We start from the raw sequence: 12220 nt of genomic DNA, 5'->3' as shown, positions 1-12220 counted from the left end.
GGGTGGCGGGGTGCGGTGGTGGTGTGGGGAGGGGTGGGTGGGAAGGTGGCTGGGTGCAGATCTCCCTCCTCGGCCCGGTCGCGGCCGCGTCCGACGACGCCTCCCCCATCGACATTCCCGGCGTGCGTCTGCGGGTGCTGCTGGCGCGGCTCGCGTTGGAGGCCGGCCGGCCGGTGTCGGCGGACGCGCTGATCGACTGCGTCTGGGGCGAGGAGCCGCCGGCCGGGGCCGTCAACGCGCTGCACGGGCTGGTCTCCCGGTTGCGCAGGACGCTGGGCGGGCCGGAGTCCGTGGAGCTGGTGGCCGGCGGCTACCGGCTGCCGCTGCGTCCCGAGGACGTGGACACCCACCGGTTCGAGCAGCTCGCCGGGCAGGCCAGGCGGGAGCTCGCGGCCGGCCGGCCGCGGGAGGCCTCCTCCCTGCTCCGCGCCGCCCTGGAGCAGTGGCGCGGCGACGCTCTGGCGGACGTGCTGGAGGCGACGTTCGCCCGTAACGTGGCGGCGCGGCTGGAGGAGTTGCGCGCCACCGTCGCCGAGGACTTCTTCGACGCGGAGGTGCGGCTCGGCCGCCACTCCGAGGTGCTGGCCGACCTGCGGGTCGCGGCCGTCGCGCGCCCGCTGAGCGAGCGCCTGGCCGAACTGCGGATCCGGGCCCTTTCGGCCGCCGGACGCCAGTCGGAGGCGCTGGCCGTGTACGACGAGGTCCGCGGCAGGCTCGGCGACGAGCTGGGCATCGACCCCTCGCCCGAGCTCCGCGCGGTCCACCTCGCCCTCCTGCGCGGGGAGCTGAGCCGACCCGCCGTACGGCCGCAGGCCGCGTCCAGCCGGCTCCCGGCCAGGCTGACCACCTTCGTCGGCCGGGAGCGTGAGCTCGGCGAGCTGACCCTGCTGCTTGCCGAAGCGCGGCTGGTGACGATCGTCGGGCCGGGCGGCGCGGGCAAGACCAGGCTGGCGCTGGAGGCCGCCGAGCGCGTCGGGGACCGGGCGTGGTTCGTCTCGCTCGCCGGGGTGACCCGTCCGGACCAGATCGCCGACGCGGTGCTCAGCGCCTGCGGCGGCCTGTTCGAAGGCGGGTTCAAGCCGCAGGCTCCCGCGCCCGCCCGGTTGGCCGCCCAGCTCGACGTCGGCCCCGCCGTGCTGGTGCTGGACAACTGCGAGCACCTGGTGGAGGCGGCCGCCGAGCTCGCCGAGCAGCTGCTCGGCCGGCTTCCGCAGCTGCGCGTCCTGGCCACCGGCAGGGAGGCTCTGGCGATCGACGGCGAGGCCCTGTGCCACCTCGGCCCGCTCGGCCTGCCCGTGCCGGACGCGGACCTGGCCGAGGCCGCCGAGTCGGACGCCGTGCGGCTGTTCGTCGAGCGGGCGGGCAGGGTGCGCCAGGGGTTCGCGCTCGACCGGGCCACCCTGGGGCCCACGGTGGAGATCTGCCGCCGGTTGGACGGCATGCCGCTGGCGCTCGAACTGGCCGCGGCCAAGCTGCGGGCGATGACCGTGACGCAGATCGCCCAGCGCCTGGACGACCGGTTCCGCCTGCTCACCTCGGGCAGCAGGACCGCGCTGCCGCGCCAGCGCACGCTGCTCGCGCTGGTGGAGTGGAGCTGGGACCTGCTGGAGGAGCCCGAGCGGGTGCTGGCCGCGCGCCTGGCCGCCTTCCCCGGCGGAGCCGACCTGGCCGCGCTGGAGGCGATCTGCTCCGACGCGTCCCTGCCCGCCGAGGACATGGTGTACGTCGCGGGCGCGCTGGTCGAGAAGTCCATGATCCAGCAGGTCGGCGACAGGTACCGGATGCTGGAGACCGTCCGCGCCTACGCGGCGGCCCGGCTCGCCGAGCCGCCGGTCGGCGACCGTTTCCGCGGGTACTTCCTGGCGCTGGCCGAGGAGAACGAGCCGCTGCTGCGCACCCGGGACCAGTTGCGCGCCGTCGAGGTCTTCGACGCCGAGCACGACAACCTGGTCGCCGCGCTGCGGGCCGCCATCGGGGCGGGCGACGCGGCCACGGCCGCCCGGTTCGTCAGGTCCATGATCTGGTACTGGGGCATGCGCGGGATGTCCACCGAGTCCGACGCGTTCCTGAGCGAGGTGCTGGCGTTCGGCGACGAGTTGCCCGACGACGTCCGTGCCGCCTTCGAGGTGGTACGGGCGACGGCGGGCCGGCGGGGCGGGCCGGAGGTCCGGGAGAGCCTCAGCCGTCCCGGGGTGACGAAGGTCCACAACGCGCTGCCGTTGCTCCGCCTGTCCAGGCTCACCACCCAGGACGCCGGAGACTTGGAGGCCCTGGACTCCCCCGACCCGTGGGTGCGCGCCAGCGCCCGCTGGGCCTACGACTTCCTGCTCACGGAACAGGGCGACCAGGAGACCGGCGCCCGCCACAGGGACGAGGCGCTGCGCCTGTTCGAGCAGGTCGGTGACCGCTGGGGCCTGGTGATGAGCCTGGTACGGCGCAGCCGCGTCCACGGCCTGCGCGGCGAGCACGAACACGCGGTCGCGGCCTGCGAGCGCGCCGTCGCGATCGCCGCCGAGCTGGGCACCGAGGAACACCTGTTCATCACCAAGTCGCATCTCGCCCAGAACCGCATGCGCGGCGGCGACCTGGACGGCGCGCTGCACGACATCCACGCCGCGCGACGCGTGGGCCGCGAACACGGCCACCGGCGGCTGGTGGCCAGCATGCTGTTCCCGCTCGCCGAGGTGCACCGCCACGCCGGCGACCTGGGCCGGGCCCATGAGGTCGTGGACGAGCTGGAGACGGTCGTCCACCGGCTGCCCGGCCCGCCCGAGCTGAACGGCGACGTGATCGTGTCCTCCCGGATGGCCGTCCTGGTGAGCGAGGGGGCGGCGGAACGGGCGCGCGAGCTGCTGCCCCGCGCGATGCGCGGCGTGCTCGGGCACACCAACGCCAACGCCCTGGCCCGCGCCGCGGAGCTGCTGGCCAGGCTGCTCGGGCTGGAGGGCGATCCGGCGGGGGCCGCGACGGCGCTCGGCATGAGCCACGTGATCAGGGGCGTCTTCGACGAGGGCGACCCCGATCTGCGGCGGCTGGTGCCCGTCCTGGCCGGGCGGCTCGGCGACGCGGGTTACCAGGAGGCGTACCGGCGTGGCGCGGACCTGCCGCGGCAGGAGGCGATCGACCGGCTCATGACCCACTGTGCCGATCCGGCCGGGTCCGCTCCCCCGGGTGACCTTCCGCGTCCCGGGCGGAGTTGACCGGGCGAGGGGCGGCGGTCGCCGGTCGGCTCGGCGCCGCCCGCCGCGCGGAGGTCACCTCGGCATCCTGGCGGTGACCGCTTCGAGCGCCTTCCCGGCCTCGATGAGCTCGTTCATGGACGTGATGAAGAGGTCGCCGTTCTCGTCCGCCAGGCTGTTCCGGCAGTTTCGGCCGCCGTTGCCGGCCTGGGTGACGAACGTCCGCCAGAAGGCCCGGGTCTCCTGGTCGGGGGCGTCGAAGTAGCGGCCCGCGTCTCGGGCGATCTCCCCCATGTGGGCGCACAGGGGGCCGAAGATCGCCGGCTCGACGGAGCCGCGCCCGGCCTGCGCGGCGTCGTTCAGGCTCTTGGAGAGACGGACGACATCGGTCCTGTAGCGTTCGCGCAGATCCCAGCCGCCGTGTGCCCACCAGGCCTTCACCTGCAGCTGCCTGATCTCGGCGGACACCACCGCGTCGTCGAGGCCCACCACCCGCTGGACCTGGGAGAGGGTGGCGGGTCCGGGCGATTCCTGCTGGGCGGCCGCCACGAGGGGCGCCGCCACCGCCGCCGCGCAGAGCACGGCCGTGGCGGCTCGCCGCGCGGCGAGCCGGCCGGTCGGCCGCGGGCCGGGAGGGAGGTCGCGGGTCGCGCGCCCGGTCCTGGGCCGCAGCCTCCGGGCCGCCGACACGATGCCGGCCGCCAGGACGGCGGCGACCGCGGCGAGCACGAGAACGTAGCCCATGATGCTCTGCACGAGCGTCCAAGCCGGATCCGGCAGCCAGTGGCAGCGAACCGCCAAGGTGTTGAGCGGCTGGAAGCAGCCGTCCGCGGCGGCGAACACGAAGCGGCCGGCCAGGCCGCCCAACGCCACGACCTCGGCGGTGATCAGCGCGACGAGCAGCCGGTGGCGGCTCGCCGGCACGCTCGCGACGACGGCTGCCGCCGCGGCCGCCGCCACCAGGGCCACGAGCGTCCACGCCTGGTAGACCAGGGCGTAGAAGCCTGCTCGATCCGCGGGCGGGGGCTGCCAGGTGTGCATGTAGCCCATCACGACGGCGACGGCGGCCCAGCTCGCCGGTATCCCCAGCAGCACGACGGGCAGCACCCGCCGCTGCAGCGGCACCCCCTTGCCCAGGGACTCCCACCGGCTGGTCTCGGTCAAGGAGCCGAGCGTCCACGGGGGCGGAGCGGTGGTCGGGCGGAACGTCCAGGTGAGCAGTGGCACCACCCACAGGGCCATGACCGCGGAGAGGACGAGCGGCGTGTCGAGGCTGGTCAGGAACGGCCACACCGCGCCGATCGCGGACTGCACGGCCGGATGCTCCGCCGGTGAGGCGCCGTACAGCTCTCGCAGGATCACCTGCATCCCGGCGGGGTCGACCGTTCCGGTGCTCGCCAGCAGCGCGCCTTCGCTCTGCCACCACACGAACCAGGAGAACAGCACCAGCCACGCGGCCGCGAGCCCCAGCAGCATGGCCGGCCGGATCGTACGTCCCGGCCAGGCCCTGACCCACAGTTCGGCGCACTGCGCGGTCCACCAGGCGAAGGCCACCCCGGCGAACAGCACCAGCGCCAGCACCACCGGGTGGTCCGGGAACCACCGCAGGACCGTCACCCGGTTCAGCACCAGTTCGCCGGCCACCGCGCCGGCTCCCAGCCACAGCCCCGCGCGCACGCCGGACGGCGCGCGACGCCCGGTCAGCACCGCATGGACCACGGCACGCCACAGCGCGATCCCGGCCACGCCGGTGACCAGACCCGCCACCAGCAGGGCCGGCAGCCGGCCCAGCCAGGTGCCGCTCGCGGCGGGAGGCAGGTACTCCGCCACCTGGACGTCGATGAGCGGAGCGGCGGCCCCGGTCAGGAACATGGGCAGCGCCTGCACGCCGAACAGCGCCGCCGGGTCGGTGACGGCGTCCCGGCGCAGCGTCCAGCGCGGGTGCATGCGCCACAGCTCGACGAAGGAGCCGAGAGCCCGCCGCAGCCGGCCCGTGACCGGGGCGGGCATCGTGAACGCCAGAGAGCGCAGGTCGGCGCCCCAGCGCGTCGCGGCGAGGTCGGCGTGGATCTCCCGGCTGCGCAGGACGTCCGAGCGGGCGAGGTAGACCAGGAGGATCATGCAGACCGGAAGCAGCAGGCCCCGCGTGGTGAACGCCGTCTCGCCGGGCCAGAACGGCGACCGCGCGGAGGTGGGGATCGCGGTGAGGTACCAGACGACGTACGGGAGGAGCACGAGGACGACGAACACCCGCCACACGACGACGGTGGCGTAGGTGATGGTGAGGTCGCGGTTGCGGATGTGGGCGAACTCGTGCATCGCCCGCGCGCGGAAGCCGCCGGGATCGGTGGTCCTGCGGGCGACCAGCCCACCGTGCAGGCACACGATGGGGCAGCGGTCGCTGCCGAACACCACGGCGTCGGTCGTGGCCGCCGTCAGGTCCACGACGATCCTGGGCACGCGGGCCAGGCCGGCCACGGCGGCGAGCTCCGCCATCCTGCGGCCGATCTCGCCGTCGTGGTCGATCACGTCCAGCGGTACGAGGCGGCGCCGCCGGACCTTCCAGTGCGGCAGGGCCAGGAACAGCGCCACGGCCGCCGCCGCCACCAGGACGAGCCCCAAAAGGGGCAGCCACCAGGGCGCCGCGGGCTCGTAGCGGTCCACGCAGGCCCAGTAGGCGTCGTGGTTGGCGATGATCCGCGCGGAGATGCCCCGGTCGGTGCCCTGGGTGGGATCGCCGCCGGCGGCGAGCAGGCAGCCGTATCCGTAGCCGCCGTGGTATCCGCGGGCCACGACCTGCATCATCGAACCGCTGCTCACCAGCAGCAGAGTCAGCAGCAGCACGAAGCGCACGGTCGTGCCCGCGCCCGTCGCCCGCTCGTCGATCCGCGGGGCGGAGGCCGTGGCCGTCATCACTGGTTCTTCGTCAGGGGGGCGCCGTCGGCCGGGCCGTCCGGTTCCCGCGCGCCGAGTTCCGGTGCGGCCAGTGCGAGCCGGCCCACCACGGCGTCGGCGATGAGCCGGGCGCGGCTGTCGCCGAGCCCGTGCTCCACAGCGGTCTCCAGCACCCTGCGGTGGACCTCGGCGAGCTCGTCCCGGGTCAGGTCAGGGACGAGGACGGCCGCCGCCGGCCTCCGGAAGACCTTGCGCAGCACGGCCTTCGTGCGCGCCGCCGCGCCGTCCACGGCGGCGGTCCCCACCCGCCGTGCGGCCTCGTCGACCATGAGCCACACCACCGGCGTCACCAGAGCCGCGATCTCCCCCAGGCCGAACCCCAACGGCTCACGCCTGGCGCCCCGCCGGCCCAGCCGCCGGATCACGACGTCGTCGCCGAGCCCGGCCAGCCCGTCCACGAGCAGGAGCTCCTCCGGCGCGGTCGCCGCCACCACATCGCGCACGACGTCGCGGACCCTGGTCGTCGTCGCCCTGCTCGCAGGACCGCCGCCGCTGGGCGAAGCCGCTCCGGAACTCATGACGCCCCTCTCCACATCGCGTTCTGTGACGCACTCGCCACGCTGTGCAGGAGCCCCATCCTCACGGAAGGGGGCCGGCGATGGAGGTGAACGCGGAAAACGGCATGAATCAGGTGTCCGGGACGGCCCCCCGTCAGGGCGTCATTCGCGCAGGAAGGCCAGCAGGGAGGCGGCGAGTTCGTCCGGGGCCTCTTCGGCCACGTGGTGGCCGCTGTCGATCGGGTGGCCGGTCACGTCGTCGGCCCAGGTGCGCCAGATCGCCAGCGGGTCGCCGTACAGGTCCTCCATGTCGTCCTTGGACGTCCAGAGGAACAGGGTGGGGCAGGTGAGGCGGCGGGAGGCGGCGCGGTCGGCGTCGTCGGCCGCGCGGTCCACGGTCAGGCCGGCGCGGTAGTCCTCGCACATCGCGTGGACGGTGTCCGGGTCGTGGATGGCCCGCCGGTAGTCCTCGTACGCCTCCTGGCCCATCTGCTCGGGGCTGCCCTGGTACCAGGCGTCAGGGTCGGCGTTGATGACGCGTTCGGCGGGTTTGGCGGTCTGGCCGAGGAAGAACCAGTGCCACCAGGACGCCGCGAAGCGGGCGTCGGCCCTGGCCAGCGCCTCGCCGATGGGGATGCCGTCCATCACGACCAGGCGGGTGACGGCGGCCGGGTGGTCGGCGGCCAGGCGGTGGGCGACGTAGGCGCCGCGGTCGTGGCCGGCGACGGCGAACCGTTCGTGGCCCAGCGAGCGCATGAGGGCGACCATGTCGCGGGCCATGGCCCGCTTGGAGTAGGGGGCGTGGTCGGGGGTGGTGGGCGGTTTGCCCGAGCGGCCGTACCCGCGCAGATCGGGGCAGACCACCGTGTGGTGGGGGGCCAGGAGGGGCGCGACGCGGTGCCAGGTCGCGTGGGTGCGGGGGTGGCCGTGGAGCAGCAGGAGGGGCGTGCCGGAACCGCCGTACCGGACGAACAGCTCGGTCTCGCCGACGTCGATCACGCCGGTCTCGAAGTCGTCGAACATCGGCCCCCTCTACCCGGGACCGTCTTGGATCAACACCGGCGTTCCGCCGCATCAGGGGACGTTCTAGGATCGGCCCATGCCTTTGACCGCGGACGACGTCGACCGGTTCGTGGCCGCCAGACCCCGCCTGGAGGCCATCGCCTACCGCCTGCTCGGCTCCGCCGCGGAGGCCGAGGACGCCGTGCAGGAGACGTTCCTGCGCTGGCAGTCCGCCGACGCGGACCGCGTCGAGGTGCCCGAGGCGTGGCTGACGAAGGTGCTCACCAACCTGTGCCTCAACCAGCTCGGCTCCGCGCGGGCCCGCCGCGAGACGTACGTCGGGGAGTGGCTGCCCGAGCCGCTGCTCGCCGGCGACCCGATGCTCGGCCCGGCCGAGACCGCCGAGCAGCGCGAATCGGTCTCGTACGCCGTCCTCACGCTGATGGAGCGCCTGTCCCCGAACGAGCGGGCGGTCTACGTGCTGCGGGCCGCCTTCGACCACTCCCACCGGGAGATCGCCGAGATCCTCGACATCACCGAGTCGGCCAGCCAGCAGATCTTCCACCGCGCCAAGAAGCACGTCGCCGACGGCCGGGCCCGCACCGAGGTCGACGAGGCCGCGGCCCGGCGGATCGTCGAGGAGTTCCTGGCCGCCGCCACCAGCGGGCAGACCGAGCCGCTCGTCCGCCTGCTCACCCAGGACGCCATCGCGGTCGGCGACGGCGGCGGGAAGGTCCCGGCCCGCGCCAAGGCGTTCGAGGGCGCCGTCGCCGTCGCGAAGTTCCTGTGGGGCCTGGTCAAGCCCGGCAAGGCCAAGCAGGCCATCATCGGCGGCTCGCCCGAGATCTACCCCTGGACGGCCAACGGGGAGCCGGCCGTCGTGGCGGTCCTGGACGGCCGGGTCGTCGGCGTCATGTGCCTGGAGGTCACCGCCGAGGGCATCGCCGCGTTCCGCAACCAGGTCAACCCCGACAAGCTCGGCCGGGCGACCGCGCGCTGGGCGGCCAGCGACCACGGGGAGCCGGTGTTCAGAGCCTTCTGAGACACGGTGTGACGCGCCTCACACCGTGATCCTGTCAGGAAAACGCGGGCCGTCCGGTTCAGGTGGCGAACCCGCGTCAGACAGGAGCGAGGAAATGCAGCACCGCATCATCGTCCTCGGAGCCGGCTACACCGGAGCCGTCGTCGCCGGCCGCCTGGCCAGGCGGCTGAGCCGCGAGGACGTCGCCATCACCCTCGTCAACGCCGAGCCCGACTTCGTGGAGCGCGTCCGCCTGCACCAGGTGGCGACCGGGCAGGACCTCAGGCCCCGGCCGTTCCGCGAGATGTTCGCCGGCACCGGCGTCGAGCTGCGGCTCGGGACGGTCACCGGCCTCGACGCCGACCGCGGGACCGTCACCGTCACCGGCGCGGGCGGCGCCGAGGAGCTGGCCTACGACACGCTGGTCTACGCGCTCGGCAGCGGCTGGAACGCCGAGGGCGTGCCCGGGACCGCCGAGCACGCCTACGACATCGCCGGCCGTCCGGGGGCGCTGCGGCTGCGCGAGCGGCTGGCCCGGCTCGACGCCGGTCAGCGCGTGGTCGTCGTCGGCGGCGGGCTCACCGGGCTGGAGGCCGCGGCCGAGATCGCCGAGGCCCGTCCCGACCTCGACGTCGCCCTCGCCGCCCGCGGCGCTCTCGGCGACTGGCTCTCGCCGAAGGGCCGCGCGCACGTGCGGAAGGTCCTGGACGGGCTCGGGGTGAGCGTGCACGAGCACACGGTCGTCACCGGCGTCGAGGCCGACCGCGTCACCACCGACGGCGAGCCCATCCCGGCCGAGGTGACCGTCTGGACGGCCGGCTTCGCCGTGCACCCGATCGCGCGGGCGACCACCCTGGAGGTCAGCGGCACCGGCCAGATCGTGGTCGACGGGACCATGCGCTCGGTCTCGCACCCGAACGTGTACGCCGTCGGCGACGCCGCCATGGCGATGGGCCCCGGCGGCAAGCCGCTGCGCATGTCGTGCGCGTCGGGCATCCCGACCGCCTGTCTGGCCGCCGACTCGATCGCGGCCCGGCTGACCGGCGGGAAACTGCCGAACACCACGCCGCACTATTTCAACCAGTGCGTCTCGCTGGGCCGGGGCAACGGCCTGATCCAGTTCGTCACCGCCGACGACCGCGCCCTGCCCAGGGTGCTGACCGGGCGGGTCGCCGCCGTCTACAAGGAGCTGATCTGCAAGAGCGCCGCCTGGGGCGTCGCCAACCCGATGCTGGGCAAGCCGGCCCGGCGGCGCCGCGTCACCCGCGCGAACGCCCCGGCCGGCCCCGCCGCCGCCAGGGCGCGTGCGTGACGACGGCCGGCGCGGTGCACCCGGCGGCGGGCCCCCGTCAGGGGGTCGTGAGGACGACGAGCTGCCGGGTCGCCCGGGTCATCGCCACGTAACGGTCGACCGCGCCCTCGACCCCCTCGACGCCATCGCCGAACCGGTCCGGATCGACGAGGACGACCAGGTCGAACTCCAGCCCCTTCGACAGCTCCGGCGTCAGCGACCGGACCCGGGGCCGCTCCCGGAAGGCCGGGTTCCCGATCACGCAGGCGATCCCCTCGGGGTTCGCGGCGAGCCAGGCGTCGAGGATCGCGTCCAGCTCGGCGACCGGCCCGCGGGTGACCGGGACGCCGCTCTCCCGGATGGAGACCGGCACGTTGGCGTCCGGCAGGGCGGCCCTGATGACCGGCTCGGCCTCGGCCATGATCTCCGCCGGGGTCCGGTAGTTGACGCTCAGGCCGGCCAGCTCGACGCGGTCGATGCCGACCCGGCCCAGCCGTTCCGCCCACGACTCGGTGAACCCGTGCCTGGCCTGGGCGCGGTCCCCGACGATGGTGAAGCTCCTGGACGGGCAGCGCAGCAGCAACATCTGCCATTCGGCGTCGGTCAGCTCCTGGGCCTCGTCCACGACGACGTGCGCGAACGGCCCGGCGAGCAGGTCCGGCTCCACGGTGGGCAGCTCCGACTCGTCCACCAGGTTGCGCTGGAGGTCCGCCCGGCGAAGCTGGGTCACCAGGCCCTCGCCGTCGTCGTCGGCCTCGATCAGGTTGTCCACGACCTGGGCCATGCGCTCGCGCTGGACGGCCAGGGCGGCCTCCTGCCTGCGCTGCCGGCAGGACGCCTCCGGGTCGCCGAGGCGCTGGCGGGCCGCGTCCAGGAGCGGCAGGTCGGAGACCGTCCAGGACTGGGCGTCCGCGCGCTGGAGCCGCCGGATCTCGTCCGGGCCGAGCCAGGGGGCGCACAGCCGCAGGTAGGCGGGGACCGTCCACAGGTCGCCGACGAGGTCGGTGGGCTCGATCAGCGGCCAGGCGCGGTTGAAGGCGGCCAGCAGTTCCCGGTTCGCGCGCAGCGACCTGCGCAGCAGCTCCGGCGACACCTCGTGGTCGCCGTGCTGGTCCTGCGGGTCGTGCTTGTCGATGAGGATCGTGAGCAGTTCCTCCCAGATCTGGTCGCGGGCCTCGTTGTGCGGGGTGCCGGGGTCGGCGGCCTGGAACGCCTCGGCCCAGTCCTCGGCGCTCAGCCAGACGTCCGACCAGTGCGTGGTGACCGTCATGCCCTTGGCGGGCGGGTTCTCGTAGAACCTGACGGCCGGCTCGATCGCCTTCACCATGTCCGCGGACGCCTTCAGCCGCGCCACCTCCGGGTCCCGCTCGGGGACCGCCGCCGCCCCCTCGGGCACGAGGTCGCGCAGGGTGCAGGTGCGCACGCCGTCCTCCCCCAGGCTGGGCAGCACGTCGGCGACGTAGGCCAGGTAGGGCTGGTGCGGGCCGACGAACAACACGCCGCCCTTGTTGTGGCCGAGCCGGGGGTCGGAGTAGAGCAGGTAGGCCGAGCGGTGGAGGGCGACGACGGTCTTGCCGGTGCCGGGGCCGCCGTCCACGACGAGGGCGCCGCGGGAGCCGGCCCGGATGATGGCGTCCTGGTCGGCCTGGATGGTGCCGAGCACGTCGCGCATCCTGGACGAACGGTTGCCGCCGAGGCTGGCGATGAAGGCGGACTGGTCGTCGAGCGCGGCGTGCCCTTCGAAGCCGTCGGCGGTGAACACCTCGTCCCAGTAGTCGCTGATCCGGCCGCGGGTCCAGCGGTAGCGGCGGCGGCTGGCCAGGCCCATGGGGTTGGCGTGGGTGGCGCCGAAGAACGGCTCGGCCGCGGGCGAACGCCAGTCGAGCAGCAGGCGGCGGCCGTCTTTGTCGGTGAGGCCGAGCCGTCCGATGTACACCGGTTCGGGGTGGTCGGCGGTGACCATGTGGCCGAGGCACAGGTCGAGGCCGAAGCGGCGCAGCGTCCGCAGGCGGGCGGACAGGCGGTGGATCTCCAGGTCCCGGTCGAGCGCCTGCCGGCCCTTGCCGCCGGGGGCCATGCGTTCGGCGTCGAGGCGGGCGGACAGGTCGGCGATCGACTGCTCCAGGCTCTCGGCGAGGGCCGCGAAGTGTCGCTCGTCGACGGCGATCAGCGCCGGGTCCGCCTTGGCGGCGAGGTTGCCGGGCAGGTCGAACACGCCGGTGGTCAGGGGATTCATGTATGTGGCTCCGCTACGAGGTCGGTCTTCGCGTGGCAA

7 protein-coding genes are annotated in these 12220 nt (G+C 74.3%); 3 read left to right on the top strand and 4 right to left on the bottom strand.

Annotation, left to right across the window (positions count from 1 at the left end):
• Positions 1–53: 53 nt before the first annotated feature.
• Positions 54–3200, top strand: coding sequence for a BTAD domain-containing putative transcriptional regulator (locus ACWEJ6_RS04380; protein WP_452421164.1), 3147 nt, complete (start codon positions 54–56; stop codon positions 3198–3200).
• Positions 3201–3254: 54 nt separating this feature from the next.
• Here the strand turns inward: ACWEJ6_RS04380 and ACWEJ6_RS04375 are convergent, their stop codons facing one another.
• The 3 genes from ACWEJ6_RS04375 to ACWEJ6_RS04365 form a co-directional block, all read right to left on the bottom strand.
• Entirely contained in the window at positions 3255–6092 is a 2838-nt protein-coding gene (locus ACWEJ6_RS04375) for a M48 family metalloprotease (RefSeq protein WP_452421162.1), read from the bottom strand.
• Complete coding sequence (locus tag ACWEJ6_RS04370) at positions 6092–6652, bottom strand: hypothetical protein (RefSeq protein WP_452421160.1); 561 nt, start codon at positions 6650–6652, stop codon at positions 6092–6094. Before ACWEJ6_RS04370 ends, ACWEJ6_RS04375 begins: the two co-directional genes overlap by 1 nt.
• Before the next feature lie 141 nt (positions 6653–6793).
• Positions 6794–7654, bottom strand: a complete 861-nt coding sequence (locus tag ACWEJ6_RS04365; protein WP_452421158.1) for an alpha/beta fold hydrolase — start codon at positions 7652–7654, stop codon at positions 6794–6796.
• 76 nt (positions 7655–7730) lie between these two features.
• Here ACWEJ6_RS04365 and ACWEJ6_RS04360 point away from each other — a divergent pair, with 76 nt between their 5' ends.
• Both ACWEJ6_RS04360 and ACWEJ6_RS04355 read left to right on the top strand, forming a co-directional pair.
• Positions 7731–8675 carry an RNA polymerase sigma-70 factor gene (locus tag ACWEJ6_RS04360; RefSeq protein ID WP_452421156.1) on the top strand — a complete coding sequence of 315 codons (945 nt, stop codon included), beginning with the start codon at positions 7731–7733 and terminating at the stop codon, positions 8673–8675.
• Between the two features lie 94 nt (positions 8676–8769).
• Positions 8770–9966, top strand: coding sequence for an NAD(P)/FAD-dependent oxidoreductase (locus ACWEJ6_RS04355; protein ID WP_452421154.1), 1197 nt, complete (start codon positions 8770–8772; stop codon positions 9964–9966).
• A 37-nt stretch (positions 9967–10003) separates the two neighbouring features.
• On the opposite strand, the gene helR is transcribed toward ACWEJ6_RS04355, so the two are convergent.
• Positions 10004–12181, bottom strand: a complete 2178-nt coding sequence (gene helR / locus ACWEJ6_RS04350; protein WP_452421152.1) for an RNA polymerase recycling motor ATPase HelR — start codon at positions 12179–12181, stop codon at positions 10004–10006.
• Between the last annotated feature and the right edge of the window lie 39 nt (positions 12182–12220).

This window comes from Nonomuraea sp. NPDC004702, assembly GCF_053601695.1.
Note: the sequence above shows the minus strand (reverse complement) of the source record. Positions and strands in the feature narration are given on the sequence as shown.

Excerpts from the sequence above, each read along its gene's own strand:
- ACWEJ6_RS04375 (WP_452421162.1), bottom strand. The coding sequence starts at position 6,092 with ATGACGGCCACGGCCTCCGCCCCGCGGATCGACGAGCGGGCGACGGGC.
- ACWEJ6_RS04370 (WP_452421160.1), bottom strand. The coding sequence starts at position 6,652 with ATGAGTTCCGGAGCGGCTTCGCCCAGCGGCGGCGGTCCTGCGAGCAGG.
- ACWEJ6_RS04365 (WP_452421158.1), bottom strand. The coding sequence starts at position 7,654 with ATGTTCGACGACTTCGAGACCGGCGTGATCGACGTCGGCGAGACCGAG.
- ACWEJ6_RS04360 (WP_452421156.1), top strand. The coding sequence starts at position 7,731 with ATGCCTTTGACCGCGGACGACGTCGACCGGTTCGTGGCCGCCAGACCC.
- ACWEJ6_RS04355 (WP_452421154.1), top strand. The coding sequence starts at position 8,770 with ATGCAGCACCGCATCATCGTCCTCGGAGCCGGCTACACCGGAGCCGTC.
- helR (WP_452421152.1), bottom strand. The coding sequence starts at position 12,181 with ATGAATCCCCTGACCACCGGCGTGTTCGACCTGCCCGGCAACCTCGCC.